Origin of the sequence: Tsukamurella paurometabola, assembly GCF_900631615.1 — a bacterium.
In the GTDB taxonomy this organism is placed as follows: domain Bacteria; phylum Actinomycetota; class Actinomycetes; order Mycobacteriales; family Mycobacteriaceae; genus Tsukamurella; species Tsukamurella paurometabola_A.
Window position 1 is genome coordinate 1,972,739 of the sequence record NZ_LR131273.1, and the last position, 26,959, is coordinate 1,999,697.

Genomic DNA, 26,959 nt, shown 5'->3' on the forward strand with positions numbered 1-26,959 from the left:
TTCCTCCACAGGGCGGGGCCGGAGCGGGCGAACCGGACCGATGCCGGGGCGATGCTGTGCCCATGCGAGGAATCGAGATCGGGATGGCGGTGGCCGACGGTGCCCTGGCGGACGACGTGCGCCGGGCCGCCGCCGCTGCCGCGCGGTCGGTCACGGACATCGATCGGGGCAGGCCGCGCGCGTGCTGGGCCTCGGCCGCGGGGGTCGTGCTGGACCTCGCGGCCGCGACGGCGATGGCCGACGCGGCCCGCGCCGGCGGCCTCCCACGGCGCGACGGAGTCGCGATCGTCGCCGCCGAGGCGGGCATGGCGGAGCTGGCGGCGGCCGTCGAGGTGGGTGCGGCGCAGGTCTTCGTCCTGCCGGAACAGGTGCGTGACCTGGCCCGTTTCCTCGCAGCCCGGGAACAGGACGACGGTGCGCGGTCCCGGGTCCTCGCCGTCGTCGGCGGGCACGGGGGAGCGGGTGCCTCCGTGCTGGCGGCGGCCGTCGCGGTGACCGCGCCCGGCCGCGGGATCACCGCGCTCGCGGTCGACGCCGATCCGTGGGGCGGCGGCCTCGACCTGCTGCTCGGGTGCGCCGACATGCCCGGTCTGCGCTGGGGCGATCTCGCACTGCGTGGTGGACACGTACCGTCGGACGCCCTGGTGGCGGCGCTCCCCGGACGGGCGGGAGCCGTCGCCGTGCTGTCCACGGGCGGTACGGGGCCCGGCGGGCGTGACGCCACCGCAGGAGCACCGTCGCCGGACATCCCGGTCGAGGGCCTGCTCGCCGTCATCGACGCGGGGCGTCGCAGCGTGGGGGTCACCGTGGTCGATCTGCCGCGCCGCGACGACCCGGCGACGTCGGCCTGCCTCGAGGTCGCGGACGTCGTGGTCGTCGTGGCGGCGGCGACGGTGCGGGGGTGCGCCGCGGCGCGGACGGTGGTCGACGGGATGAGCGGGCGCGCGCGGCGGATCGGACTCGTGGTGCGCGGGCCGGCTCCCGGTGGGCTCTCGGCGCGGGACGTCGAGCGGGCCGTCGGGGCGCCGCTCCTCGCGTCGATGCGTCCGCAACCGGGCCTGGCCGCCCAACTGGACGACGGCGGACTGCGGCTGCGGCGGGGCACGCCGCTGGCGGTCGCGGCGGGGCGGGTCCTCGACGGTGTGCGGCGGGGTGCGGCATGACTGCACCGGACGGCGACCTCCTGGCCCGGGTGCGAGAGCGGCTGGCCCACACCGCTGCAGTGCTCACGCCGGACGTGATGGCGGCCGCGCTCCGCGCCGAGTGCGGCGGGGTGCTCGGCGATACCGACCTGTTGGACGGTCTCGCCTACCTCGAGACGGAACTCGTCGGTGCGGGGCGGCTCGAGCCGTTGCTCGCCGACCCGGACGTGGCGGACGTCCTGGTCTGCGGGCCGCGGAAGGTCTGGGTGGACCGGGGTGCGGGGCTCGAGCCCGCGGGCGTGGTCTTCGAGGACGACGATGCGGTGCGCCGCCTCGCCGCGCGGCTCGCGCTGGCGGCCGGTCGCCGGCTGGACGACGCGCAGCCGTGGGTGGACGGGCACCTGCCCGCCGGGCCGGGCGGTCGCGCCGGCAGCGGGATCCGGCTGCACGCGGTGCTACCGCCGCTCGCGCACGGCGGGACCTGCATCTCACTGCGCGTGTTGCGGCCTGCGACGCAGACGCTCGACGCGCTCGTCGCGGGCGGCGCGGTACCCGACGAGGTGGCGGGCCTGGTGCGGCGCGTCGTCGCGGCCCGGCTCGCCTTCCTCGTGGTCGGCGGCACCGGCAGCGGCAAGACGACCCTCCTCAACGGACTGCTCGGCGCGGTGGATCCAGCGGAGCGGGTGCTGTGCGTCGAGGACGCGCACGAGCTCGATCCGGTGCACCCGCACGTCGTCTCGCTGTTGGCGCGCGGGGCGAACGTCGAGGGCGTCGGCGAGGTGACGGTGCGCGACCTGGTGCGTCAGGCGCTGCGCATGCGGCCCGACCGGATCGTCGTCGGCGAGGTCCGCGGCGCCGAGGTGGTCGACCTGCTGACGGCGTTGAACACGGGGCACGACGGCGGTGCCGGCACGGTTCACGCCAACTCCCCGCGCGAGGTGCCGGCCCGGTTGGAGGCGCTCGCGGCGCTCGGCGGCCTGGGCCGAGAGGCGTTGCACGCGCAGCTGGCCGCGGCGTTCTTATCTGTACCGGAACTGACGGTGTATCAGACTGTCTCGATCGGTGCGATGCTCCGCCGCTGCATCGTTCGCTACAGAGTTATCTGTAGTGCCTGAGACGGTGCACGGGGCGGGGTGGTGCGGCTGTCGCCCGCTACCCGTGGTCGTCGGGGAGTTCCCACGCTTCCGAGTCCTCGCCCGGTGCGGGATGTTCGCCTCGAGCCTCGTGCACGCACTCCGGTGAGTTTCGGCTTCGTTGACAGTGGATTGCCAGGATTGGGTGGCATTCTTTCGGTGTGTTGACTGATATTGCCAGGATTCCTGCGCATCCCTTGTTCGTTCACGGAGCTGTGGTGCTGGTACCGCTTGCGTCGTTGTTGCTGGTCGTCTGTGCGTGGTCGGGTCGTGCTCGCAGTCGCGCGGGTGTTGTGCTCCCGGCGCTTGCGTTGGCAGCGGTGATCGGGTGCTATTTGGCCAAGGAGTCGGGCGAGCGGTTGGAGAAGGCGCCGGCGATGGCTTCGATGCGCGCGCAGATTGAGGACCACTCGACGCAGGGCACGGTCACGTTCGTTTGGTCCGTCGTCTTGTTCGCTCTTGCAGTGTTGGTGTGGGCCGGTTCGAATTCGTGGGTCGGTCGGAGGGTTCCGGTGATCACCGCTTTTGGTGAGCGGGCAGGCACCGTCATACTGGGGGTATTGTCGGTTCTTGTTGCCATCGGTGGAATCGCCGGGGTAGTTCTTGCGGGGCATTCGGGCGCGACAATGGTTTGGTCAGGCACCTGAAGATTGTCCGCGGCACGCGCCTTAGTGGCCGAGGCCGGTTAGGTGAGGCTTGTGGTTCCGAGGAGTCGGCCGATCGCGTAGGTGATCGCCATGGCGGCCGCGCCGCCGACGAGGAGCCTGATCACCGCTGTGCGTCGGTCCGCTCCGCCGAGTACTGCTGAGGCGTACCCGGTGACGGCGAGACCGACAGCGACGGCGAGCACAATCCAGAGCATGCGGTGCCAGGCGATCAGTGAGGCTGCGATAGGGACGAGGGCGCCGAGGCTGAACGCGACCGCTGACGATAACGCCGCTGCCAGGGGGTTGGTCAGCTCTTCCTGGTCAATCCCCAGTTCAATATCAAGATGGGCTCGCAGGGGGTCAGTCGCTGTGAGTTCTGTCGCGACCTGCCGGGCGGTCGCCTCGCTAAGTCCCTTGGCGGTGTAGAGCCCGACGAGCTCGTCGAACTCCTCTTCAGGCTGCTCCCGTAGTTCCCGTTGCTCTTTCGCGATCCACGCCTTCTCAGTGTCACGCTGCGTGCTCACGGACACGTATTCACCGAGGGCCATCGCTGATGCACCTGCTGATAGACCGGCGACGCCGGCGACGACGATCGCTCCGGGGGTGGCGGCAGTCGCGGCGACGCCGATCACCAGTCCTGCGGTAGACAGCAAGCCGTCGTTCGCTCCGAGGACTCCGGCTCGGAGCCAATTCAGCTTGCTCCCGACCGCGCCGCTGTGCGGCTCACCGTCGTGTCCCGAGGGGGCTGTCGTGGTATCGGCGATTTCGTCATTGTTGGTCACAGCGATCAGGCTAGGCGCTGGTCAGCGGCTAATTCAACGAACGAAAGGCTGCCCTAGCGCAGGTGTGCCAGCGCTTGGTGAGGCAAGCCGACGCTCTGCTCTCTGTACCCTGCGCTACATCCGGACGAGAATAGATCATGCTTCGACTGCGCTAGCTGGATCGCGTGAACAGTGCTGCGGTGGAGAGAATCCGATCGAACCCGGTGACCGTCAGAGGTGATCCGGGATACCGGTGACGGTGTGATCGGCCTGCGCGACAGACTCCAACAACAGCCGCAGCACGTGCCCTCCGGCAAGGCGGTACAGGCGGGCGGTGCCGTCCGCGCGGTTGACCACCACTCCGGCCAGACGCAGCTTCGCCAGGTGCTGACTCGCGGCGCTCGGCGTGCAACCAGCCCTATCCGCAAGGGTGCCGACGCCGAGTTCCTCGTCCCGTAGGGCCCACAGCAGCCGCAGTCGGGTGGGCTCGGCCAGCATCGCCAACATCGAGACTGCGGCATCGACCTGCTCGCCGCTGAGCTGCGCGGGCCGGTGTGCCGAGGCGCTCTGAATGTCGGTGGCCGCGTGACTCATCGCCGCCGCGCCTCCCTCCGCTGTTCGTAGTGATACGTCCGTTTCCAGGTTACACCTGAGCACGTCATACACGCATATATTCGTTAATGCGCGGATATGCGTTAAGGTGTGGGGCATGAGCCTTGCCGCCCCCGCCCTCATCGCCGCCGCTGCGGGTGTAGGTGTCGGGCACGCCGTTATGCCCGATCACTGGGTGCCGCTTTCGGTGATCGCCCGCACGCAGCGATACCCAATGCGGCGGGTGCTGCGGCTGGCCACGCTCGCGGGCGTAGCGCACGTGATCTTCTCGCTGCTGCTAGGTGCGGTGATCATCGCGATCGGGCTGCAGTTCCGGTCCGTGGTGGAGCGCAATGAGAACCTGATTATCGGCGGGCTGTTGATCCTCACCGGCGTTGTATTCGCCGTGATGGAGATCCTCGGCCGGGGGCATACCCACAGCCATGACGAGCACGGTGCCCATAGCCACGCCCACGATCATGACCACGCCCCACACGCGCACGGTGACCACGACCACGACAGCGGCGAGCATCACGGTCAGGTGCACGAGGATTCGGAGCGTGGTCGGGTTTCGCGGTTGCTGGCGTTCGTGATTCCGTTCGGGGCGGCGGCCTCGCCAGATCTGACGATCCTGCCAGTGTTCCTGGCCGCGAGCGGACTCGGCGTCACCACCGCTGTCGGATCGCTGGTGGCGTTCTCGCTGGTGACCGTTGGGACCATCGTCGCGCTGACGATACTCGGCGCGGCTGCCGGGTATCAGCTGCACGGGGCGTGGATCGACAAGGGCGCGAACCTGATCACCGCCGCGGTCCTGCTGCTTATCGGTGTGCTGGTCACGACGGGGACGATCTGAACCTGGCCTGGTATGCACGAACATGGGCTGGACTCGGTCAGCGAGGGTTGCCGGCGCTCGCGGTGCCCTCGAGGAGCTCGCCGGACAGTTCCGCGATGACGCGGCGCAGGTTGCCCAGTTCGTCGATGCCGGCGACCGTCGCGGTGTAGATGCGCCGAACGCGGCCCTCGACGGTCTGCTCCGCCGAGGTCAGCAGGCCGGCGTCTTCGAGCCGTTGCAGCAGCGGGTAGAGGGTGCCCGGTGAGATGCGGTACCCGTGGTGGGCGAGCTCGTCGGCCATCCATGCGCCGTAGACGCCGCCGTCTTCGGCGGCATGGTGCAGGACGTGGACGGGGACGACTCCGCGGAGCAGATCACGTACCAGGTCCATGCCGGTCGACGATACCGAAACCGGGACCGATCAGCGGGGTCTGCAGTTGCCGGCGTGCGTAGTAGACCAGGGCGCCGAGGGTGGATGACCGCGGCCCCGGTCAGCACCGAGGTCAGCGGCAGCGTGAACGCCAGCACGACACAGCCGATCGCGCCCACGATCGGGACCAGCCGAGGGGGGCGGCCCTCAGATTCGCGGAGCGTCCAGGCCGAGGCGTTGGCAATGCAGTAGTAGACCAGCACCCCGAACGAGGAGAAACCGATCGTGCCACGCACGTCCACGGTGGCGGCCAGAACGGCGACGACCACACCGACAGCGATCTCCGCGTGATGCGGCACCCCGAACTTCGGGTGCACCGCCGCCAGAATGGCTATGTCAAGTTGATCTGGCCCCGGTAGGGCGGTTTCATTCGGCCCCACCTGAGTGGGGCCCTGAGCCGCTAGAGTCCGGGGTGTGGATGGGCGGCCGCGGGTGCGCAGTGTGGTTGCGCCGACTGGTTGGGATCGCGAGTCGGTGCGTGCGTATGCCGAGTTCGTGATCGCGCGTGATGATCAGCTCGGTGATCAGGTATCGGTCCGGGTGAAGATTAAAGACGGGGAGCGACTGCCGAACCTGACGACCCGGTGGACCGTGGTTTATGTCACTCACCAGAACCGGGCCTTGCGCCGGCATCTGTCGGTAGTCAAGGACGAACGCCGCGCTTAGCCCGCGGTAGCTGCTGCTTCGGTGTGAGCCAGGCGGTAGCTGTGAGTGCCGGTTTCGATGATGGTGCCGCGGTAGGTGAGCCGGTCGACGATCGCGGCGCAGAGTCGTGGGTCGGTGAAGGTGTCAGTCCAGCCGGAGAAGGACTGGTTGGAAGCGATCGCGACGCTGTTCTTCTCTTCGCGTTCGGTGAGGACTTGGAAGAGCAGTTCGGCGCCGCGGCGATCGAGTTCCATGTAGCCGAGCTCGTCGATGATGAGCAGGTCAACGCGGCCGTAGCGGTTGATGGTCTTCGCGAGCTGCTTCTCGTCAGCGGCCTCGACCAGCTCGTTCACTAGTTTGGTGGCGAGGGTGTAGCGGACTCTAAAGCCTTGCTCGGCGGCAGCGGTTCCCAATCCGATCAGCAGATGGGATTTGCCGGTTCCGGAGTCGCCGATGAGGCAGAGCGGCAGTCCGTGGCGGATCCAGTCGCCGGTGGCGAGCTGGTGGATGGTGGCGGGTTCGATGTCGGGGTTGGCGTCGAAGTCGAAGTCCGCCAGCCACTTCTCCCGCGGGAACCCCGCGGCTTTGACGCGGCGAACAGTGGAGCGGCGGTCCCGGTCGTCGACTTCGGCGAGCAGGAGTTCGGCGAGGAACCCCTGGTAGGACAATTGCTGCTTGGCGGCGGCGGTGAGGTGCTGGTCGATCATCGACCGCACTGTCGGCAGGCGTAGGCGCCGGCAGGCCTGGTCAACGGCGGCGAGGGCGGCTTCTTCGGTGAGGCCGCCCCGGCGGCGCAACGACGGGGCCAGCGCATTCGTCTGGTTCTTATTGGCGGTTGCGGTCATAGCCGGGTGGGCCTTTCAATCGGTGGTGGGTCCAGCGACTCAATCGGTGGTGGGTCCAGCGACGCAGGTAGCGCGTCGGAGGCAGTGCGTCGCCGGTGCTGCGGGAGCAGGCGGTCGTAGGCCGTAACGCTGGGCAGCGGTCGCCGGTCGGGTGGCAGGCCGGCGATCACCGCCGCGGGGTCTGCGAGCCGTCGTTGGGTGAGGCTGACAACTCGTTGCTCGCGTCGTTCGGCATGGCGATCGAGATGACGGCCAGCGTTGGCCCCACCTGTCTGGTCGGCAGCGACCGAGGCGTGCGCGAGCAGGCGGGCTTCGGCGCGGCGAGCCTCAACGGCGACGACCTCGGCGCTCACCGCCCCGACCCGCAATGCAGCATCGATGCCGGCGATCACCGCCGCGGCGGGCAGGCTGCGGTGCAGCAGCAGGACGTCGATCAGCTCGCTGGTGCCGTCGGTGTCGCCGTTGACTCGTCGGGCGGCGGCCCAGAACGCATCATGGCTGGCGGTGAACACCCCGGCAGCGCGGGCCTGCGCCAACGCCGTTGATCCCGGCAGGGCACCGGGTTTGAACTTGAGCACCTCGAGGTAGTGGTCGAGGTCGATCTTCGCGGTGCCGCGGCCGGCGACCCGTGGATGCCGCGCGACCAGGGTCCGGCCGTCGTAGACCAGCAGCTGGGAGGCTTGTAGTGAGACGCGGACTCGGCGGCCGATCAGGTGCGCCGGCACCGAATACTTCACCATCCGAACGGTGATCATCGCCGACCGATCGACCCGTGGTGTGAGGATCAGGCCCGGGTCGAAATCCTCCACCGGCAGCGGCGCGAGCGCTGCTCGGTCGTGCTCGTAGTCCTGGCCGATGGTGCGCAGTCGTCCGTCGATCCGGCGGCCCTCGTCGCGGTCCTCCCAGGCTTTGATCTGCTCGTTGAGCTCATCGAGGGACTCGACCTGCGGCATTGGGGTCAGCCGGTTGCGGCGGAACCATCCGACCTCGCCTTCAACGCCGCCCTTCTCGTGCGCCCCGGCGATGCCGGGCTGGCAGTAGAACGGATCGAATCCGTAGTGCGAGTGAAACAACGTCCACCGCGGGTTCTCCTGTCGCCGCCGGTCTCCGCCCTGCAGGACCGCGACCACCGCCGAGGTGAGATTGTCGTAGCGGATATGCCGGGTCGGGACCCCGCCGAGCTCGCGGAACGCCTCGACGTGCCCTTCGAGGAACGCTTCCTGCCCGCCGGTCGGATAGACCCGGTGAATGGCCTTGCCCGAGTGCGAGAGCCGGTAGACGAACATGTGGCACTTGGTCTTCACCCCGCCCAGGATCACCCAGACCTCGCCGAAGTCGACCTCCGCCTCCGCCCCGGATGCGTGGTCCTGGGCGATGAACACCTCCCGGCGGCGGCCGGCCTCCACCTCGATCTGCGCCCGCCGGACCCGCACGTAGTCCCGCACCGTCGAATACGACAACTCGACCGCATCGTGCTCGATCGCCAGGCGTTCCCGGATCCGCGTCGCGGTGTGCCGCTGCTTACGCGGAGCATCCAGATCCGACCGCAACATCTCATCAATCGCCGCCTTGAACCGGTCCAACCGCGGCGACGACCGCTCCGGCGTCTTCCGCGGCGGCGGCTCCGCCGATGACAACGCCTGCCGCACCGTCCTCCGGTGCACGCCATGCTTGCGAGCCAACGCCCGGATACTCATGCCCTCGACCCGGGCGTCCCGCCGGATCTGCGCGAACAGCTCCACCTTCGATCCCATCATTGGCCACCACCTGCTTCGGCTCGGAAACGATGTTCACGAGCAACCATCAGGTGGGGCCAGATCAAACCGTCGCAACACCACCGGCGAGTCGCAAACGGGGCCAGGTCTAGCCGTCGAGCCGGGGCCTCTTCAAGCTGTCATAGCCACCAGAACTGCAGGGAGGTGGCGATCACGCGCCATCGCCAAGCTGGTCCGGGACACGCCCAGGATCAGCGACAGCAGCGACCCCACGGCGGCGATCGCGCCGCCGACACTGACCAGCGCGACGATCCCCGGAACGCCGGCCACGCGAGCGACGTCGGTCAGCGGCGCCGCCGAGGCCGCCATCTGCTCCGGGCCCAGGACCGCCAGTGCCGTCGCCGCCACCACCGCGTACACGACGAGCGTGATCGCCAACGCGATCGGAATGGCCCGGGGGATGGTGCCGCGCGTACCCGGCGAACGCGAAGAACAGCAGGCCTGCGGCCTGCAGTACCCCGTACACCGACACCGGCGAGGAGATCGCCAGCCGCTCCGCGTGCAGCGCTCCGGACCCCGCCGCCGACACCACGACCGCAGCGAGCACGGCGAGCACCACCGCCACAATCACCCGGGTCAGCAGCGCCGACTTCTGCACCCCGCGGTAGTTGACCGCCGTCAACACCACGACCGCGCCGACCGCTACGGCCAGCGCGTGCTCCGGCCACGCATACGCACCGACCGTCAACGCCATCGCCGCACACGAGGCGGTCTTGCCGACCACGAAGCTCCACCCGGCCAGATACCCCCAGAACGCGCCCAGGCGCTCACGCCCGTACACGTAGGTACCGCCGGACTGCGGGTACCGCGCGGCCAACCGCGCGGACGAGACCGCGTTGCAGTACGCGACCACCGCCGCGACGGCAAGGCCGATCAGCAACGCGGAACCGGCCGCGGACGCCGCGGGCGCCAACGCGGCGAAGATCCCCGCTCCGATCATCGACCCCAAGCCGATGACCACCGCGTCACCGACACCGAGCCTTCGTTGCAGCGCAGCCTGTTCGGACACCGATCCTCCTCTGCTCTCGACCTGCCGACTTCGAGAACGGTAGTCGATATCGAAATCCGATACCAGATCGTTGGTGGCCCGCCGACCTGGTGTTCATGCAGCGTTCACGCTCGGGCGGCAGTTCCAGCAGTCCCGAGCCCGGACGCGGGCGGGGTGTGGACCGCCGGTTTGCGGGCTGGCAGGCTCAGACCATGACCGAGGACCTGACCGATGCTTCACTGGCGCGGATCCGCGCCCGTTTCCTTCCGGGCGCCTATCCGTCGCTCGACATCCGAGCGGGCTGGTACCAGCTGATCATCGACCTCGATCACGAGCTCAGTGCGATCGACCCCGACTATCAGCTGGTGCAGGTCAAGGAGAAGTTCGGCGGCCTGCGCTACTACGTCGAGTTCGAGCCGGACAAGTCCCGGCCCGGCTTCGATGATCTGATTCGGGCGGCCGAGCGGCGATCGGAGCGGATCTGTGAGGAATGCGGCGCGCAGGGTGCGCCCTCGCATCGCGGGAGCTGGGCCAGGACACTGTGCGCCGCCGACGCCGCGGCGAGCGGTTTCGTCCCGGACGCAGCACCGGCCGACTAAACCAGCCCCGGCCGACAAACGAACCTCGCCCCTGGCAGAGGTTTTCAGTTGCCGCGCTCGGCAAGGATTTGGTGCACGGGCACCGTCACCTCGTGATCGGCGAACGTGAGCGTGATGCCGACCTCCCGCACACCGGCGGCCATGAGATGCCGCTGGAGTTCCTCGAGCACCGCGGCGGCGCCATCGGGCTCGATCGGTGATCTTGTCGCGGCTACGGCGCCGTCGAGGGCCTGGACGGCCGCGCGGTACCGGCGGTCGATCAGGCTCATCTCGTCGACGATCGTGTCCACGCGGGTCCGCAGCTGCGGATCGGACAGGATCTGGGTCAACCGGTCGTTGCCGGAGACGAACTGCGCGGGCTTGTCGCTTCTCGCCATAGCCGCCAGTATCCACCCCAGGGACCCGGTTTCGGGAGCGACAGACCTGCGCGCGTCGCGGATCATCAGCCGCGCCAACGAGGACGTCACCGACACCGCAGGCCCCGCGGTGCAGGATCTGAGGTCGGTGACCCGGGACAGGCCCGGGCCGGGTGAGGACTGCACTCGGCTGCTGCAGGAGCCGATCAGCTGCGAGGCCCGGGTGGTCAGTCCGGTGAGAGGTCGTCGATCTCCCCGTGCAGCCGGGCGATGGTGCTCTCGAGCTGCTTGATCCGCCGGGTGAGCTCGGCGATCTTGGCGTCCTTGTGGCGTAGCCGCAGATGCATTCCCGCGATGACCCCGGCGTCAGGATCGGCCGCTCCCTGCGGCGGCCCGGCCACAGCTGAGCCGCCGGCGGGACGATCGGGCGCTCTGGCGGTCCGGCGTTGGCGGTGGATCTTCTCGAGCAGCTTCTCGTGCCGGTAGACGGTGGCGCGGGCCAGACCGGCCCGGCGGGCGACGGCCGCGACGCTGATGGCCTCACCGTCGCGGCGCATCTGCTTGAGCGCCTTCTCGATGCTGCGCCTGGACTCCTCGGATCGGGATGCGGCACTGTCGGCCAGCGCGGTGAGCGAGGCTTCGTTGGCCGTCATGATTCGCCCGCCCGGCCCACCATCTCGCCGCCGTCCTCGCGGGCGTCGTTGATGCCGCGGCGATCGGTATCGATCCCGGGGGCGGCGCGGAGCGCCGATTCGTGGCTTCCGCGGGTCTGGATCTGCAGGATCGGCAGCCGATCGGCGGCGCCGGCGCCGGTCACCGTCGCGGTGTCTGCGGAGCTCGTGCCCGCTGATGCGTCGTCCTCGGCTGCGGTGAGGCGGGCGATGATCTGCTCGAGGGAATGCAGCTCCCGCAGCCGCTGGTGCACCCAGATGTTGTCATCGGTGAGGGTCCGGCCGGTCCGGGCGTGGAACTGCTCGCGGCGGACCTGCAGCAGGGCGGTGGTCGCGGCGTGCTGGGAGCGCAGCTCATCGAGGTGCGAGAGGTCGGTGGCGAAGTGCCCACAGGTCAGGCAGGCGTTGCCCTTGTCGCAGGTCTTCACCGGCGGCAGCAAGCACACACCGTTGGGCAGGATCCGGTCGGTGCGTTTGGACAGCTGCGTCATGTCGTAGATGTCGCTGGGGCTGAGCGCGATATCGATGCCGCTGGCGCCGATCTTCTTGTGCTTGAGGAACTCCGCCTCCGACGTCGCGGCCAGCGTGGCGGCATACCGGAGTGTCATCTCGGGGCTCTTGTGCCCGAGATAGCGCTGCACGACATGCAGTGGTACGCCGTCGTTGAGTAGCTCGGTGGCGCGGGTGTGCCGCAGCCGATGGGTCTGGGTGAACCGTAGGGGCCGACCGGTGCTGTCGGTGAGGCCGTGGATCCGGTCGAGCTTGCTCAGGGCGGTCCGGTAGCTGTTGTAGGGGCGGTGTCGGCGGCCCTGGTGGTGATCGCGCAGCGGCACGAACAGGTACCGCGGCGACCAGTCCGGGTGCTCGGCGGCGAGCCAGGCCCGCTGCTCGGCGATCACGTTGACCACGGCCTGTTCGATCAGGATCGTCGGGATGACGCCGTCGACCTTGGTCTGCTGGTATCGCAGCTTCGCCACGAACACCGCGTCATCGCCACCGGCAGCCCCGTCGGTGGCCCCGCCATTGACCCCGTCGATAACCCTGTCGCTGCCCCGGTCGGTAACCCCGTGGGTAACCCCGTCGCTGGACCTGTTGCCTGTCCTGTCCGGGTGCCCGCTGCTCGTACCAGCGCCGGGCGCGGCGCCGGCGGCGGGTCGCTCGAACCCGGGGATCGGCTCGATCGGGTCGAGGTCGAGCATGAGGATCTCCGAGGCCCGCCGTCCGGTGAGGGCCTGTAACAGCCAGATCCGGGCCGCCTGCGGATCGCCCAGGCCGGCGATGAGCGAGACCGTCCCGTCGGGATGGGTGATGGTTACGTGCCGGCCGCGATCGGCGGCGAGGACATCGAGGTAGCAGAGCATCTGTTGCAGTTCCCCGGTGCTGTACCAGGTCAGTTCCCGGTTCCGCGGCGCGGCGCGGCGGCGGAACGCCGGGCCCCACAGCCGGGTGTGCGCGGGCCCGACCGCGCCCCACCGGGCGATACCGGTGGCAGCGGCGGCCTCGTCAGCGTGGTCGACCATGAAGGTGTAGAACACCTGCGTCTGCGACACAGTCGCCTCGATCGCCGTGCCGGTCAGCCGCCGGTCCGGGCGGGCTGACGCTCCGGGGCTCCGCAGCCACGCCGCGAAATCGGTGAAGACCATCCGCAGCTGGGCCGGATCGTCGGCGAGGACCGGATCGGTCAGGTGCCCGGTGTCGGTGAGGAATCGCCCCAGGTGCCTGGCCGCCATCCTCGAGCGTTCCACCGCCGAGGACCAGCGCAGCAGCTCGGCGGTGATGGACACCCGTAACCAGAACCGCACCCCTTCGCGCAGCCAGACCGGTTCGATACCACCCAGCCGTGCGGCCATGTCGTGGGCGGGTTCGTGCTCACGCTGGGGGATCCGCGGATCAACCCGCAGATCCCAGATGTCGTGCTCCCACCAGCAGCGGTCGGTGCAGCGCACCGACAAGTACAGGTGCAACTGCTCGATCAGGTGCGTGATGCCGCGGCGCGTGTTCACCGGCGGCAGCCGCTTGTTGCGGGCCTGATACGCGAGCAGAGCGTGCCGAAGCAGTACCGAGGAGCTCATGTCGGTGATCGACTCCGGAGCGTGCCCGTGCTCATGGGTGTAGCTCTGGCAGGCCAGGGAGATCGCCTCGCAGCACCAGCGCAGGTAGGCAGGTTCGATCTTGCCGATCTGGTCGGTGGCGCACAGCCACACGAACCACGCGACCTCGCGGCCGAACCGCGGCGGGCAGTCCGCGGGGGTGAAGTCCAGCCGCCGGCCGAGGTACCGCGAATTCTGCCGAAACACCTCCCGGTGCTCGGGCGCGTCGATCTGGTAGATCGGCTCGCGCCACGCCGCCGGCACGAGGGCTGCTTGCGCCTGCCAGGTGAACGCGGTCGCCGCAGCCGGGGACAGTCGTGGAGCCCTCCCGGGTTCAGTCATGGTGCAGCCCTTTCCATCCGGCAACATAGCTGCGCCACTGCGCGATCGAGCGCATCTCGGCGTCCTCGGTGACCCACCCGTACGTCGACAGGGTGGTCTGCACGTCTGCGTGACCGAGACGGCGCATCACCACGTGAGGCGCGACACCGGAGCGCAGCAACGCGGTGGCATGGGTGTGCCGTAACCAGTGTGGCGTCCACCCCGGCTGCAGCACCTGCGCCGCCGAGCGGGGCTCCGTGTGAGCGGGCTCGGCGGCATGGCTGTTGCATCGGCGGGTGATCGACCGGACCGCCGAGTAGACCGTCTCGGGGCGCATCGGCGCGAACCGTGTCCCGTGAGTGAGGTTGACGAACACGAAATGCGTCGTGAAATTGGGCACTTCCAGGTCGGCGCCGTCGTCGATCAGCGCCCACACGTACTCCGAGTACAGCGCGGCCAGGTCGTCGCCGACGTAGATCCGCCGCGGCCCGGTCTTGCTCCGCACTTCGTGGGGGTGGTCCTGGCGGCCGGCGACCTCGACCCAGGGGGTGCCGCCACCGCCGATGTGGAAGTCGTGATGCCGCAACGACAATGCCTCGCCCAGGCGCATACCGGTCTCGGCGAGGACCGCGAACAGCAGTCGGTTCCGCAGCCCGGTACCGCCGCCGGACCAGCTGGTGCCGTCGTGGGTGGCGCAGGCGTTGAGGATCGCGGTGACCTCCCGGGGCAGCAGCACCGGGGTGGCAGCCCGGTTGGGTTGCCGGACCCGGTAGATGGGGTGATCGGCGCTGTGGTGCGGGCCGACGCCGTCGAGGAACCCGACGTATCGGGACCGGCGCCGCCACTGCCCGTGCGAGGTGAACAGCTTCTCGTACGGGCCCAGCAGATGGTGCGCGTCGGCCTGGAACCGGTAGAAGCTGAGCACCGCGGTCGCCCGCAGCTGCACCGTCGCGGTCGACGAGCCGCCGACGACCTCCGGGCCGATCCGCCGGGTCCCCGGCAGATCCCCGGTCCGCAGGAACGTCAGAAACTGCCCGAACAAGGTGGTGGGGAACTCATCCCAGCGGTGCCCGCTGTGATCGAGCACCGTCCACCACAACGCCAGCCCGGCTGCGTACGCGCGGACGGTGTTCGGTGACGCCGCACTCGCCGTGAGGAACCGCAGGTATTCTCGGGCCGGCTTGATCGGCCGATCGAGGTCGTCGACCACGACGTACGTGCCGGGCCGGTCCGAGTATCGCACCCGCTGCACCTTCGCCACCGCCCCGCACCTCCTCGCCCTGGCTCGCCTGGGTCAGGCTCGCCGGGAACGCTGCTGGAACCGGCGGAAGTCGATCACATCGGCCGTACCGTCCCCGGCGCCGCGATCGCCGCCCCGCGAACCGGCGGTCGTGTCGACCGCCGGTGAAGCGGGAGCCGCGGGGGATGTGCTGGTCGACGGCGCGGGGCGTTGCCCGACCAGGAAGTCCCCGAGGATATCGCCCGGGAAGATCAGGTCGTAGGTCGACAGCAGCTGCGCGGACGGCACAGCGAAGCCGAGCTCGACCCACTTGCTCAGCAACCGGGGCCGTTCCACGGCGCGGTCATCCCAGCCCGGTTCAGTCCGGCCCCAGGTCCGCCCGGTATCAGGGTTCACGCGCTGGTAGAGCTGCTTCTGCAAGCTGCGGAACCGATCATCGTCGAGCACACCACCGGTGTGCAGGTGCCGCAGCAGCGCGCCGATCGAGATGCCCCACTTCTGCTTGACCGGCACCAGTGACATCAACGACGGCGTCGGTGAGACCTCTTTGCGGATCTGCGCGAGAGGTGCGAGCAACTCGGACGCGAACCGTGAGGCCTGCTCCTCCTTGTCCTCGGTGACGTCACCGCTCCAATGCAAGCTCAGGTGCCCCAACTCATGCGCGAGCGTCCACCGCGTCCGCTCCCACGACGTCGACTGCCGAACCACGATCAGCGGGCGGGCCTTGAACTCGCCGACCCGCGTCGAGTAGCCCAGGTGCTTTTCCGACGCGGCTCCACCGTCGCCGTCGCGCAGCGTGGCGGCGGCGAGCATCCGCCGCATCACGATCGGCACACCCGCGTGCTCGATGTTGTGGGTGAGGTAGTCGATCGGCTCGTCCCAGGCCACACCGAGCGCTTCACGCACCCGCGCCGCCGCTTCTTCGACAGGCGCCGACGGATCGACCATTGGGATCTTCACCGCGGGCAACTGCCACCGCGAGTGCAGCTCGTCGAGGAACTCCCCGACCATCGACGCGAAGTCCGCCAGGTACTCCTGCTCAGTCTTCGTCGTCGACTGCGGTGCACGGAACAGCAAGTCCGACGCATGAATTCGCATCGGCGGCTCAGTGGTGAAGAACCGGGGCGGGAACCGCAGGATCGTCGTCAACGCCTCCAGCTCCGCCGCGTTGATCTCGCTGGTGATCGACTTCTCCAGACGGGTCAACCGAGCTGCTGACGGCCACCCCAGTTCAGCTGCCAGTGCCTTCGCGGTCATCTTCCGCATGATCCGGGCTTGACGCACCCGGCGTCCGTAAACGTTCACCGTCGCCTTCATTGCTCATCCGATTCGACGCTGCAGGTCCCCGCTGCATACCAGTTTCCCCCTGCTGCGACCGCTACGCAGGCGTGGGCGCGGGATCGGGCCCGTCGTCGTCGCCCGTGCCCTGGATGCGCTTCTCGTAACCCCCGAAGTCCTCCGACGGAGCGCCGCCGACCGGCTTCGGCTTCTCCAGTCCGTAGAACGGCGACTCCGTCGCCGGCGGAAACTCCACCAACGCCAAGATCTCCGCACTGGCAGGACTTTTCAGGCCGCGCACCACAGCCAGGTTGAGCGACTCCAACGTGGTGTGGTCCTTCGTCGACCACAAGGCGAAAATCCCGTCGTGAACAGGCTCCGCCTCGTCGTCGATGCCGGAGGATGACTCGACCCGACCCCAGTTCGTGAACAGATTCATCTGCTTCGGCTGCAAGCTGCCGCTCGCGAGCGCCTTCTCCACCTCGGGCGGAAGTACCACGTCCCGGTCGACCGCCGCCTGCACGTGCCTGAGCAGGAACTTCCGCAGCCGAAACTCGGTGCCCAGGCTCATGAATACCGCGCCGCCACCCTGCCCCCGGTTGCACTGCAGGTTGATCCCCGCCTTGCCGTTGCGCTCCTTCTTCCAGGTGTCGCGCATCGTGTGCCGTACGTCCGCGCAGAACGTCTCGCCGGGCACCTCCGCCGGATCCGCGTGCCGCGCCGCCCACATCTTCCCGACCTCGGTGATCGCCGCCGGCAGATCGAGGCGCACCGTCGCCAACTCGGGGCGATGCTGCTCGACGAACTTCTCGAGCGTCTTCTGAAGCTCCGCATGGAGTGCCATAGCGAAATAATTGCACGGAAACCCTCCACTCGCAAGAGGCTCGCTCACTGCCGTTGTTCACGGTAGATCCGACCACTGACATGCATCTAATGTTACATGTCTAGGACGATAAAAACTAGCTCTGAACTGCATGAATCGTCGTGTCGCTCATCATAATTACGGATAAACGGGGCAGGTGGTCTTCGCGGTGCATCGCTGGCCGTCGGGGCGCCGCGGGCTGCGCAGTATCGGCGTCGTCGACCGCGGCGACGACGGTTACGTGCGGGTGGTCCCGGCCTGGGAACGCGGCGGAGGATTCACCGCGGCGGCGGAACGCGTGCACGGGTTGCTCGCGGAGCGGGGTGCCCCGTGACCGCCGCGATCGTGCTGCTCGCCGCGGCGGCGCTGGTGTGGCCGGGAGGTTCCGCCGCGGCCCGCCTCCGGGCGGAGCGCCCGCCCGCCGCGACGCGGGTAGCGGTGCGCTGGGGGTGGCTGGCCGTCGCGGTGCCCCTGGGCGCGTTGCTCATCGGGCCCGGCCAGGCGTTGGCCGCCGCGCTCGCCGCGGGCACCGTCCGTGATCTGCGGTCGCGCAACCGCGCAGCACGGGAACGGACGTCCCGGCTGTCGGCGATCCTCGCGGGCGTGGACGCCATGGTCGCCGAGATGTCCGTCGGCGCACACCCGGCGGCCGCCTGCACCACCGCCGGTCGCGACGCCGGGGACCCGCACGTCCGGGCCGTCTTCACGGAGATGGCGGGACGGGCGGAACTCGGCGGCGACGTGGCGGCCGGGCTCCGTACGCACGTGGGGGAGAGTGCCGCGTGGTCGCGGATCGCGGCCGCCTGGGACACGGGGACCCGGCACGGCATCGGCATGGGCGAACTGCTGGCCTCCGTCCGTGAGGACCTGCGGGCGCGCGGGCGGTACGAGCGGCGGGCGCATTCGGCGCTGGCGGGAGCGCGGGCCACCGCGCAGGTGCTGGCCGCGCTTCCCGTGCTCGGCGTCGCGATGGGCCAACTCATCGGGGCGGACCCGCTCGGCACGCTCCTCGGGACCGGCGCCGGCGGCGCGCTGCTGGTCGTCGGAACATGCTTGACCTGCGCAGGGCTGCTGTGGTCGCGGGCCATTGCGGACCGGGCCGGGGGGACCGGTCCGGGGGCACCGGCGTGAGCGGCCACGGTCCGCTGGCCGCAGCGCTCGCGCTGCTCGCGGCGGCACTGCTCGTACTCCCGGTGGCGGCGCGTGCGGCGGTGTCCGCCACCGTCTCCGGGGAGGTCGCGCGGCTGCGCGGCGTTTGGCTACCGCGGCGGGCCGCGGCGTCCGACCCGTTCGAGGCCGCCGCGGCCTACGACCTGTTCGCCGTCTGCCTGCGTGCGGGCATGCCCACCGCGGATGCGGCGCGCGCCGTCGCCGTGGGAGCGCCGCCCGCGCTGGCCGAGATCCTCACCCGCGCAGCGGAGATGCTCGCCCTCGGGTCGGACGCGGAGACCGCGTGGCGAACGGAATCGGTCGATCCGCAGGTCGTCGGGCTCACGCGCATGCTTCGACGATCCGCCCGCGCCGGCTCGTCACCGGCCGCAGGGCTGGCGGACCTGGCGCGCACCGAGCGCGCCCAGGCGGAGGATCGCGCCGTGGCTGCGGGCGAACGCGCCGGCGTCGCGGTCGCGGGGCCGCTGGGGCTGTGCTTCCTGCCGGCGTTCGTGTGCTTGGGCATCGTGCCGGTCGTGATGGGACTCGCGGGCAAGGTGCTCGGGGAGGGGCTGCTCTAGTGGCCCGACGGAAGGGGGATGGAATGTGGATTCGACTGCGATGCAGGATGACCGAGCTGTTGCTGGAGGACGACGGCATGAGCACCGTCGAGTACGCGATCGGCACGATCGCCGCCGCGGCCTTCGGTGCCGTTCTCTACGGGGTGGTCACCGGCGACAACATCATCAGCGGCCTGACCGACATCATCGGCAAGGCACTGAGCACCTCCACCGGCTGAAGGGGGAGGCGGGCGCGGTCACCGTCGAGGCCGCGTTCGCCGTCGCCAGCCTGATCACGGTGCTCGTGCTCAGCGTGGGCGCGGTCGTCGGCGTCACCGCTCACGTGCGGTGCGTGGACGCCGCTCGCGAGGCCGCCCGCCTCGCGGCCCGGGGTGACGACGCGCGCGCGGCCCGCGCGGTCGCGCAGGTCGGCCCGCCGGGTGCCACGTCGGCGGTGAGCCGCGACGAGGACACCGTGACGGTGCAGGTCCGCGCCCCGGTGGCGCTGCTGCCGGGGCTCACCGTCTCCGCGACGGCGGTCGCCGCGGCGGAACCGGGTGCCTCGTCGTGACCGGGACGTCCCGTGCGGGGCGGCCGAGCGCGCCGCGCCGCGGGCGTCCGCGGGGCGGGCGGGAGGACGGTGTGGCGACCGTCCTCGCCGCGGTGATGGTCGCTGCGATCGTGGTGGTGGCGGTCATGGTGGTCGACGTCGGCGCCGCCGTCTCCGCCCGCCACCGCGCACAGGCGGCGGCCGATCTCGCGGCCCTCGCCGGTGCCGCGAGCGCGATCGACGCCGAGGAGGCGTGCGCGGCGGCGGAGCGACTGGCGCGGGCCAACGCCGGATCGCTTCGCGCGTGCGGCGTCGACGGCTTCGACGTGACGGTGCGCGTGGGTGTCCCGGTCTCCCTCTCCGTCTTCGGATCCGACGAGGCCGTCGCCGTCGCCCGCGCGGGTCCCGCGTGAACGACCTCAGCCGGCCAGGAACCCCCAGTCGCCGGCCAGGTCCGCCCACGGCCCGCTTGCGGCGATCCGCCCGTCGACCAGCACCACCACCCGATCGGCCCGGGCCAACGCGGCGCGTTTGGACGTCGCGCCGATCACGGTGGCGCGACGCTCGCGCAGCGCCGTCCACAGTTCGATCTCGGTGGTGGCGTCCAACGCGCTGGAGACGTCGTCGGCGAGGAGGAGCTCGGCGTCGGTCGCGAGGGCCCGCGCGAGCGCGAGCCGCTGCACCTGGCCGCCGGACAGTCGCACGCCCCGGTGGCCCACGAGCGCGTCGCGCCCGCCGGCCGCGGCCACATCCGCACCGAGACGGGCGTCGGCGACGGGTCCGTCGAAGGCACGCGGGTGCCCGAGTCGGACGTTGTCGGAGAACGTCCCGGACAGCACCCGCGGCACCTGGGCGATGTGCGCGACCTGCCCCGGGCGCAGGAAGACTTCGGCGTCGGTGACCGGCCGGCCGTTCCACAGGATGTCGCCGCGGTGCGCGACCAGGCCTGCGAGGGCCGCCAGCAGGCTCGACTTGCCGGAGCCGACCTGGCCCACCAGCAGCACCAGCTCCCCGGCCGCCACGCGCAGGTCGACGTGGTCGACGCCGATCGTGCCGTCGTCGTGGACGGCGGTGACGTCGCGCAGGACCAGCTCGGCCAGCGGAGTCCGGGGCGCCTCGGGCGGTGCGGGCGCGGCACCGGTGACCAGGTCGACGCCCGGTGGGACGTCCATGAGGTCGACGCCGCCCGCGAAGCGGCTCGTCTCCGCCTGCCACGCCCGCGTGCCCGGAGCCTCGGTGACCACGCTGCCGGCGACCCGGCCGAACCAGCCGAAGCCGCTCACCGCGTTCGCGACGAGCAGAGCCGTCGACAGCGCCCAGACCCCGCTCGAGTACGCCGCCCAGGCGGCGACCACGCCGGCGCTGACCATCACCACGGGAACGCCCTCCAGGACGGCCTGGACCCGGTGCTCCTTCACGGCCGCGTCGACGCGACCGGAGTCGACGCGGCGCAGGTGCGCGAGAACGGACGGAGTCGCCGCTGCGAGTTTGACCGTTCGCGCCGATTCCAGCGCGGACACCAGCGCACGACCGAACCGGGCGCGCGCACTGGACGCGGCCGCGGCGGACCGCCCGGCGATCGGCCGCCCGGCGCTCGACGCCAGCGCAGACGCGACGAGCACGACGATCAGCACCGCGCCCGCGAGCCACGTACCGCCGAGCACCGCCGTCGCGGCGGCGATCACGATCCCGTTGCCGAAATCCACCCAGCGGTCGGCGTATCGGGCGAAGCGGTCGGCGTCCATCGTCCGGGCGACGACCTCGCCCGCCGGAGTGTTGGACAGCCGGCGCGGCTGCGTCTGGCCACGCAGAACGGTCACCCGGACACGGAGCATGACCTCGATCCACCACCGCGGATAGCGGCGGAAGGCCTCGGCGATCGCCAACGGCGCGACCATCAGCGAGATCACCACACCGAACACCAGCATCCCCGGGCGCTCGCCCGCGCCGACGGCCTCGACGGTCTCGCCCCAGAGCAGTCCGGTCACGGCGCCCTGAGCGCCCGTCAGAGCGGCGAGCAGGAAGAGGACCGCCCCGAGCACGCCCCAGGCGGGCCGCACCAGCAGCGCATGGACGATGCCGCGGGTCAGCGACGGCCCGGTGCCGATCTCTCTGAGTACCGGGGGCGGCCCCGCCCGCCGTCTTCCGCCGACGCCCGTCGCCAGCGGCGCCGCCGGGATCGCCGGTGCCGCGGGCGACGCGGGACCGGGCGCCGGTGCCGAGCCCGGCGATGCGGGCACGGTCTCGGCCCGGCCGGCGGCCAGGAGAGTGGCGAACGGACCCGGAGTCGCGGCCAACGCCGTGCGCGGCCCCTGCTGCACGATCCGCCCGCCGTCGAGCACGGCCACCAGCGGTGCGCGTTCGATGGTCGTCAGCCGGTGGGCGATCAGCACTCCCGTGCGCCCGGCCAGAAGGCGGTCCGATGCGGCGATCACCAGCCTTTCGGTGAGCGGATCCATCCGCGCGGTGGCCTCGTCGAGGATCACCACGTCCACCTCGCGGACCATGAGGCGGCAGAACGCGACGAGCTGCTCCTCACCGGCCGACAGGGTGGTCCCGCCCGGTCCGAGCCGGCTGTGCAGGCCGGCGGGCAGGCCGTCGACCCAGGTGCGCAGTCCCAGCCGATCGATCGCGGCGGCGATCCGCTCCTCGGTGATCGAGGGGTCGAACAGTGCGATGTTGTCCGCCAGCGACCCGATCAGGATCTCGGTCCGTTGGGTCACCACACCGACCCGGGAGCGCAGGCGCTGGAGGTCCATGCAGGTGATGTCCCGTCCGCCGAGGAAGACGGTGCCGGCCGGCGGGTCGACCGCCCGCGAGAGCAGCGACGCGAGGGTCGACTTGCCCGATCCGGTGCGTCCGACGAGGGCGACCGTGGATCCGGCCGGGATCGTGAGATCGATGCCGGCCAGTGCGAACGTGCCTTCCGCGTAGGCGAAATCGAGGCCGCGTATGTCGATCTCGATTCCGGTCACCTCCCCGCCGGACGAGGGAACGTCGTCGCCGCCCTCGGGCTCCGGTGGCGCGGCCAACATGTGGCGGATCCGGAGGATCGCGCCCATCCCGGCCTGCAGGTCCGGGAGCTGCTCCGCCAATTGGGCGACCTGGCCCACGAACAGGGAGGTCACCAGGAAGAGTGTCACCAGGCGGGCGACCGACATGGAGCCGTCGATCGTGAGGGCGACGCCGGCGACCGTGATCGCAGCGAGCAGCGCGTGCAGCAGCACGCCCGCCCGGCGCGCCATCCGCGACTCCACGCTGATGACGGCGTGGAACCGGGTGTGGATCTCGGCCGAGAGGCGGGCGAGCCGCGCGATCACGTGCGCCTGTCCGAGGCTGGTGCGCAGGTCGTTGCGGCCCGCGATGCCCTCCTCGAGGGCCGCGGCCTGGTCGGTCCACGCGATCTCCTCGATCACCTTGCGGCGCGCGATCTCCCCGAGCAGCCGGCGGATCGCGAACCAGGTGACGGCCGCCAGCACCGGGAACAGCACGGCGGCCGGCCACCAGGCGACTGCGGCGACGATCCACATCGGCAGGCTCGACGAGACGGTGCGGAACAGGCTCCACAGCTGCCAGCGGGCCAGGTTCCCGATCTCGTGGGTGTCGTCGTCGACCCGGTCCAGGATCTCGCCGACGGCCTGCTCTGTGAGCGCCCCGAGCGGCTGGTGCATCGCCGCCTGCAGCACGTCGTCCCGGAGCCGGCCCTCGGCGCGGTCGACCACCGTGACCCACACGAGCTTCCCCGCGGACTCGACCACCGCGGCACCGACCAGGCAGAGCGCGAGGGCGCCGATCAGTCCGCCGACGGGGTTCTCGGCCAGCCGTCCGGCGATGACGGTCCCCAGGGTGGTGCCGATCGAGGCCACGCAGACGGCGGCGATCGCGCCGAGGGCCGCGGGGCTGCGGAGCCGTCGCCACGTCACCCGGCGGTCGGGATGGATCGGCGGGGCGGCCGGCAGCGGGACCGGCACGGCGGAAAGGGTCGAACTGGACATCGTGCTTTCACGGTAGAGCGCGCCCGGAGCGGTGTCGCGTGGTTTTCCGGCCGGCCGGACCCGACGCGGCCGGCGGCGGTCGAGGTGCGCGCGGGCTCCCTGAATCCCGTTCGCTCAGTCGCGGATCAGGGCGTCGGCGTAGGCATGGGCGGAGATCCCGTACCGGGGCAGGTGCTCCGCCAGGGCGTGCATCGTGGCGGCGAGGGCCTCGCGCTCGCGCCCGAGGTCCGCGAGCATGAGCGCGCGGAAGACGACGATCGCGTCGTCGAGGCCGTCACCGTGACCGGTGCCGAGCGTCTCGAGCAGCCGCAGTCCCTCTCGCGGCTCGCCGAGATTGCGCAGGGAACTCGCGAGCTGGATCGTCGCCTGGCGCGCGCGGTGGTCGTCGAGGCCGGAATCCAGTGCCGCGCGATAACCCCGCACGGCGAGATCCGGCTGGTCGAGCGCGTCGTGCGCGCCCGCGATCTCGAACAGGCGGACGCCCTCGGGGACGCCGGGGCGCGCGACGGTCCGTTCCATCCGGGCGAGGAACGCCGCGGGTTCCTCGGTCCCCAGGCGTCGCCAGGTCGCCTCGATCTCGTCCTCCCACGCCGTTCGGCCGCCCGTCATGCGATCAACCGTAGTTCCCGGTACCGGCGGACTGCTGCATCCGGGCCGGTACCGGCGCACACTGAACTCATGGCGTACGACGAGGGACTGGCGGACAGGATCCGCGACGCGATCGACGGCCGGCCCGGCGTGGTGGAGAAGCGCATGTTCGGCGGGCTCGCGTTCCTGGTCGACGGGCACATGGCGATCGCCGCGAACAGCAAGGGCGAGGCCATGGTGCACCTGGACCCGGAGACCACCGATGACCTGCTCGGCCCGCACGTGACGCGCACGATCATGCGGGGCAGGGAGATGCGCGGCTGGCTGGACCTCGACTCCGAGGCCACGGCCTCGGACACCGAGCTCGCGGAGTGGGTGCGGCGCACCGTCGACTACGCCCGGTCCCTGTCGCGCACGTGAGTCAGCCCGCGGCCACCGCAGCGAGCACCAGGTCGAGCACGAGCACGGCGCCCTCCTTGTCGAGCGGGTCGTTCCCGTTGCCGCACTTGGGTGATTGCACGCACGACGGGCAGCCGGACGGGCACTCGCAGGCGGCGACCGCGTCCCGCGTCGCGACGAGCCAGGTCGCGATCGACTCGTAGCCCCGCTCGGCGAAACCCGCGCCGCCGGGGTAACCGTCGTAGACGAAGATCGACGGTAGGCCGGTGTCGTCGTGCAGCGCCGTCGACAGGCCGCCGATGTCCCAGCGGTCGCACGAGGCGACGAGCGGCAGCAGGCCGATCGCCGCGTGCTCGGCCGCATGCAACGCGCCCGGCCACCGCTCCGGCACCAGGCCGGCGCCCTCCAGCACCTCCGGGCTGAGCGTGATGAGCGCGGCGCGGGTCGCCAGGGTCGTCTCCGGGAGGTCCAGCTCCACGGCGTCCATCACCTCGCCGCTGCGCAGCGTCCGCAGGTACCCGACCACGCGGCTGGTCACCTGCACCGAGACGAACCGCGCCGTGACGTCGCCCAGCACCTCCGTGGCGTGCACGGCGGTCACGTGCACGTCCAGGTCCTCGCGCGCCGACGTCGTCCACTCCGGCTCCTCCGCGTGCACCAGCGCCAGCCCGTCGTCGAGGTCCAGCTCGTCGACGACGTAGGACTCGCCCTGGTGCACGTGCACCGCGCCCTCGTGCACCGTCGACAACGCCCGGGTGAAGTCGACGGTCCCCAGCAGCCGGCCGGTCGCCTCCTCGACGATGAGGATCTCGCTGCCCGCACCGCCCCGGATGTTCACGCCCGCATGGGGATCGATCCCGGCCGCCGGGAAGTAGCCCGCGGGCCGCTCGCGCAGCAGGCCGTCGGCCACCAGCCGGCCCGCCACGTCCACCGCGCCCAACCTCGCCACCTCCGCACGGGTGAGCGGGATCTCGCTCGCGGCGCACAGCAACTGCGGGCCCAGCACGTACGGGTTCCACGGGTCGGTGATCGTCGCCTCCACCGGCCGTCCGAGCAGGGATTCCGGATGGTGCACCAAGTAGGTGTCCAGCGGATCGTCGCGCGCGATCAACAGGATCAGCGAGCCCTGGCCTCGTCGCCCGCTGCGGCCCGCCTGCTGCCAGAACGAGGCGACGGTGCCGGGGAAGCCCGCCATGAGCACCGCGTCCAGGCCGGCGATGTCCACACCCAGCTCCAACGCGTTCGTCGTGGCCACGCCGAGCAGCGCGCCGTCGTTCAGGCCCTGCTCCAGCCGGCGGCGATCCTCCGCGAGGTAGCCGGCCCGGTAGGCGGCGATCCGCTCGGCCAGTTCGGGCGTCGCCTCCGCGAGCATCCGCCGGGCGGAGAGCGCGACGGTCTCCGCGGACCGTCGGGACCGGACGAAGGCGAGCGTCCGCGCCCCCTCGACCACCAGATCCGCCAGCATCCGCGCCGCTTCGGTGGTGGCGGGGCGCCGTACCGGCGCGCCGTTCTCGCCCTCCAGGTCGGGCAGCAGGGGCGGCTCCCACAGCGCGACGGTCCGCGGCCCGTGCGGCGACGAATCCTCGGTCACGGCAACGCACTCCGCGCCGATGAGGCGCGAGGCGGCGCCGGCCGGGTCGGACGTGGTCGCGGACGCGCAGATCACCGTGGGGGTGCTGCCGTACTTCGCGGCCACCCGCAGCAACCGGCGCAGGACGAGCGCGGTGTGCGAGCCGAAGACACCGCGGTAGTGGTGGCACTCGTCGACCACCACGTACCGCAAGCCGCGCAGGAACCGCGCCCACTTCGCGTGCCGCGGAAGCATTCCCACGTGCAGCATGTCCGGATTGGTGAACACCCAACGGCTGTCGGAGCGCGCCCAGCGGCGCATCTCCTGAGAGGTGTCCCCGTCGTACATGGCGGGGGAGGCATCGGCCGGGCCGTACGCCGTCGTCAGCCGGACCGCCGCCCGGTGCTGGTCGGTGCCGAGTGCCTTCGTCGGTGACAGGTACAGCACCGTGGCCCGCGGATCCTCGGCGAGCGCCGCCAGCACCGGCAGCTGGTAGGCCAGGGACTTGCCGGAGGCGGTCCCCGTCGAGATCACGACGTGCCGGCCCGCGTGCGCGTGCTCCGCCGCCTCGGCCTGGTGTCGCCACGGCTCCCGCACGCCCTCGTCGACGAGGCCCGCGCGCACGCGCGGCGGTACCCAGTCCGGCCAGGGGGCGAATTCCGCTCGGCGTGACGGGATGTCCGCCACATGTGTGAGGCTCTCGGTGCCGGGACCCGCGCCCGCCATGACACGGGCGAGTAGCTCCCTGCCGAAGGTGTTGTGCTCCACCGTGTTCGCCCCCGAATCGACCTGGCGTCCGTGCGGCCGGAGCGGCCCGGAACGACCCGATCGTCCAGTCTAGTCGCGGCGAGAACGGACCGTCGTCCGGTGGGACGGCGGGTTAACGGAAGGCGAAATCGCTCCGCCCGCTGTCGCTCGCCCGGAAATCGTGATTGACTGTAT

27 protein-coding genes and 2 pseudogenes are annotated in these 26,959 nt (G+C 70.9%); 13 read left to right on the forward strand and 16 right to left on the reverse strand.

What is annotated here, in order from left to right:
* The first annotated feature begins 62 nt into the window (after positions 1-62).
* From ssd to ELY19_RS09865, 3 genes are all read left to right on the forward strand, one after another.
* The gene (ssd, locus tag ELY19_RS09855) at positions 63-1,163 is read left to right on the forward strand and encodes a septum site-determining protein Ssd (RefSeq protein WP_126196038.1); all 1,101 of its coding nucleotides are present in this window, start codon (positions 63-65) and stop codon (positions 1,161-1,163) included.
* Positions 1,160-2,257, forward strand: a complete 1,098-nt coding sequence (locus ELY19_RS09860) for a TadA family conjugal transfer-associated ATPase (RefSeq protein WP_227966702.1) — start codon at positions 1,160-1,162, stop codon at positions 2,255-2,257. Before ssd ends, ELY19_RS09860 begins: the two co-directional genes overlap by 4 nt.
* 179 nt (positions 2,258-2,436) lie before the next feature.
* Positions 2,437-2,922: a hypothetical protein gene (locus tag ELY19_RS09865; protein WP_126196039.1), complete on the forward strand. Its 486-nt coding sequence runs from the start codon at positions 2,437-2,439 to the stop codon at positions 2,920-2,922.
* Positions 2,923-2,960: 38 nt separating this feature from the next.
* On the opposite strand, the gene ELY19_RS09870 is transcribed toward ELY19_RS09865, so the two are convergent.
* Both ELY19_RS09870 and ELY19_RS09875 read right to left on the reverse strand, forming a co-directional pair.
* Positions 2,961-3,704, reverse strand: coding sequence for a VIT1/CCC1 transporter family protein (locus ELY19_RS09870; protein ID WP_227966709.1), 744 nt, complete (start codon positions 3,702-3,704; stop codon positions 2,961-2,963).
* Positions 3,705-3,914: 210 nt separating this feature from the next.
* Positions 3,915-4,349: an ArsR/SmtB family transcription factor gene (locus ELY19_RS09875; RefSeq protein WP_227966711.1), complete on the reverse strand. Its 435-nt coding sequence runs from the start codon at positions 4,347-4,349 to the stop codon at positions 3,915-3,917.
* A gap of 43 nt (positions 4,350-4,392) precedes the next feature.
* Between ELY19_RS09875 and ELY19_RS09880 the strand changes: the two genes are divergently transcribed.
* Positions 4,393-5,127 carry a hypothetical protein gene (locus ELY19_RS09880; protein ID WP_126196040.1) on the forward strand — a complete coding sequence of 245 codons (735 nt, stop codon included), beginning with the start codon at positions 4,393-4,395 and terminating at the stop codon, positions 5,125-5,127.
* 37 nt (positions 5,128-5,164) lie between these two features.
* Here ELY19_RS09880 and ELY19_RS09885 read toward each other — a convergent pair whose 3' ends face one another.
* Positions 5,165-5,497: an Rv3488 family transcriptional regulator gene (locus ELY19_RS09885; RefSeq protein WP_126196041.1), complete on the reverse strand. Its 333-nt coding sequence runs from the start codon at positions 5,495-5,497 to the stop codon at positions 5,165-5,167.
* Positions 5,498-5,580: 83 nt separating this feature from the next.
* Positions 5,581-5,862 (reverse strand): annotated as a pseudogene (locus ELY19_RS23800) (amino acid permease); the annotation flags it as partial.
* Between the two features lie 88 nt (positions 5,863-5,950).
* Between ELY19_RS23800 and ELY19_RS09895 the strand changes: the two are divergent.
* The gene (locus ELY19_RS09895; protein WP_126195759.1) at positions 5,951-6,202 is read left to right on the forward strand and encodes a hypothetical protein; all 252 of its coding nucleotides are present in this window, start codon (positions 5,951-5,953) and stop codon (positions 6,200-6,202) included.
* On the opposite strand, the gene istB is transcribed toward ELY19_RS09895, so the two are convergent.
* The 3 genes and pseudogenes from istB to ELY19_RS09910 all read right to left on the reverse strand — a co-directional run.
* Positions 6,199-7,026: an IS21-like element helper ATPase IstB gene (istB, locus tag ELY19_RS09900; protein WP_068526535.1), complete on the reverse strand. Its 828-nt coding sequence runs from the start codon at positions 7,024-7,026 to the stop codon at positions 6,199-6,201. The two genes, ELY19_RS09895 and istB, sit on opposite strands and share 4 nt — an antisense overlap.
* Positions 7,023-8,780 (reverse strand): IS21 family transposase, encoded by a 1,758-nt coding sequence (gene istA / locus ELY19_RS09905; RefSeq protein ID WP_227967292.1) that lies wholly within the window; start codon positions 8,778-8,780, stop codon positions 7,023-7,025. The genes istB and istA overlap by 4 nt, the downstream gene beginning before the upstream one ends.
* A gap of 141 nt (positions 8,781-8,921) precedes the next feature.
* Positions 8,922-9,741, reverse strand: a pseudogene (locus ELY19_RS09910) (APC family permease); the annotation flags it as partial.
* A 260-nt stretch (positions 9,742-10,001) separates the two neighbouring features.
* Here ELY19_RS09910 and ELY19_RS09915 point away from each other — a divergent pair.
* Entirely contained in the window at positions 10,002-10,388 is a 387-nt protein-coding gene (locus ELY19_RS09915; protein WP_126196042.1) for a hypothetical protein, read from the forward strand.
* Between the two features lie 44 nt (positions 10,389-10,432).
* Here the strand turns inward: ELY19_RS09915 and ELY19_RS09920 are convergent, their stop codons facing one another.
* From ELY19_RS09920 to ELY19_RS09945, 6 genes are all read right to left on the reverse strand, one after another.
* A complete protein-coding gene (locus tag ELY19_RS09920) occupies positions 10,433-10,765 on the reverse strand; it encodes a hypothetical protein (RefSeq protein ID WP_126196043.1) in 333 nt (110 codons plus the stop codon).
* A gap of 206 nt (positions 10,766-10,971) precedes the next feature.
* On the reverse strand, positions 10,972-11,397 hold the full coding sequence (locus tag ELY19_RS23465; protein ID WP_164711574.1) for a DUF6262 family protein: 426 nt from the start codon (positions 11,395-11,397) through the stop codon (positions 10,972-10,974).
* Positions 11,394-13,847, reverse strand: coding sequence for a tyrosine-type recombinase/integrase (locus tag ELY19_RS23805; RefSeq protein WP_227966713.1), 2,454 nt, complete (start codon positions 13,845-13,847; stop codon positions 11,394-11,396). The genes ELY19_RS23465 and ELY19_RS23805 overlap by 4 nt, the downstream gene beginning before the upstream one ends.
* On the reverse strand, positions 13,840-15,087 hold the full coding sequence (locus tag ELY19_RS09935) for a tyrosine-type recombinase/integrase (RefSeq protein ID WP_126196044.1): 1,248 nt from the start codon (positions 15,085-15,087) through the stop codon (positions 13,840-13,842). Before ELY19_RS09935 ends, ELY19_RS23805 begins: the two co-directional genes overlap by 8 nt.
* A 33-nt stretch (positions 15,088-15,120) precedes the next feature.
* A complete protein-coding gene (locus ELY19_RS09940) occupies positions 15,121-16,383 on the reverse strand; it encodes a helix-turn-helix domain-containing protein (RefSeq protein ID WP_126196045.1) in 1,263 nt (420 codons plus the stop codon).
* A 61-nt stretch (positions 16,384-16,444) separates the two neighbouring features.
* Positions 16,445-17,236: a hypothetical protein gene (locus ELY19_RS09945; RefSeq protein WP_126196046.1), complete on the reverse strand. Its 792-nt coding sequence runs from the start codon at positions 17,234-17,236 to the stop codon at positions 16,445-16,447.
* Between the two features lie 127 nt (positions 17,237-17,363).
* Here ELY19_RS09945 and ELY19_RS09950 point away from each other — a divergent pair, with 127 nt between their 5' ends.
* Genes ELY19_RS09950 through ELY19_RS09975 form a run of 6 tightly spaced genes read left to right on the forward strand, consistent with a single transcriptional unit; the run spans position 17,364 to position 19,878 of the window.
* The gene (locus ELY19_RS09950; protein WP_197716008.1) at positions 17,364-17,540 is read left to right on the forward strand and encodes a hypothetical protein; all 177 of its coding nucleotides are present in this window, start codon (positions 17,364-17,366) and stop codon (positions 17,538-17,540) included.
* Entirely contained in the window at positions 17,537-18,337 is an 801-nt protein-coding gene (locus ELY19_RS09955; RefSeq protein WP_126196047.1) for a type II secretion system F family protein, read from the forward strand. The genes ELY19_RS09950 and ELY19_RS09955 overlap by 4 nt, the downstream gene beginning before the upstream one ends.
* A complete protein-coding gene (locus ELY19_RS09960) occupies positions 18,334-18,936 on the forward strand; it encodes a type II secretion system F family protein (RefSeq protein ID WP_126196048.1) in 603 nt (200 codons plus the stop codon). The genes ELY19_RS09955 and ELY19_RS09960 overlap by 4 nt, the downstream gene beginning before the upstream one ends.
* Before the next feature lie 23 nt (positions 18,937-18,959).
* The gene (locus ELY19_RS09965) at positions 18,960-19,154 is read left to right on the forward strand and encodes a DUF4244 domain-containing protein (RefSeq protein ID WP_126196049.1); all 195 of its coding nucleotides are present in this window, start codon (positions 18,960-18,962) and stop codon (positions 19,152-19,154) included.
* Positions 19,155-19,213: 59 nt separating this feature from the next.
* Positions 19,214-19,486 (forward strand): TadE family type IV pilus minor pilin, encoded by a 273-nt coding sequence (locus ELY19_RS09970; RefSeq protein ID WP_227966715.1) that lies wholly within the window; start codon positions 19,214-19,216, stop codon positions 19,484-19,486.
* Positions 19,483-19,878 (forward strand): Rv3654c family TadE-like protein, encoded by a 396-nt coding sequence (locus ELY19_RS09975; protein ID WP_232015608.1) that lies wholly within the window; start codon positions 19,483-19,485, stop codon positions 19,876-19,878. The genes ELY19_RS09970 and ELY19_RS09975 overlap by 4 nt, the downstream gene beginning before the upstream one ends.
* Before the next feature lie 6 nt (positions 19,879-19,884).
* Here ELY19_RS09975 and ELY19_RS09980 read toward each other — a convergent pair whose 3' ends face one another.
* Both ELY19_RS09980 and ELY19_RS09985 read right to left on the reverse strand, forming a co-directional pair.
* Entirely contained in the window at positions 19,885-23,436 is a 3,552-nt protein-coding gene (locus ELY19_RS09980) for an ATP-binding cassette domain-containing protein (protein ID WP_197716009.1), read from the reverse strand.
* Positions 23,437-23,574: 138 nt separating this feature from the next.
* Positions 23,575-24,069, reverse strand: a complete 495-nt coding sequence (locus tag ELY19_RS09985; RefSeq protein WP_126196051.1) for a tetratricopeptide repeat protein — start codon at positions 24,067-24,069, stop codon at positions 23,575-23,577.
* A 69-nt stretch (positions 24,070-24,138) separates the two neighbouring features.
* On the opposite strand from ELY19_RS09985, the gene ELY19_RS09990 reads away from it, so the two are divergent.
* A complete protein-coding gene (locus tag ELY19_RS09990) occupies positions 24,139-24,468 on the forward strand; it encodes a TfoX/Sxy family protein (RefSeq protein ID WP_126196052.1) in 330 nt (109 codons plus the stop codon).
* A gap of 1 nt (position 24,469) precedes the next feature.
* Here ELY19_RS09990 and sftH read toward each other — a convergent pair whose 3' ends face one another.
* The gene (gene sftH / locus ELY19_RS09995; RefSeq protein WP_518166001.1) at positions 24,470-26,785 is read right to left on the reverse strand and encodes a DNA 3'-5' helicase SftH; all 2,316 of its coding nucleotides are present in this window, start codon (positions 26,783-26,785) and stop codon (positions 24,470-24,472) included.
* Positions 26,786-26,959: the final 174 nt, after the last annotated feature.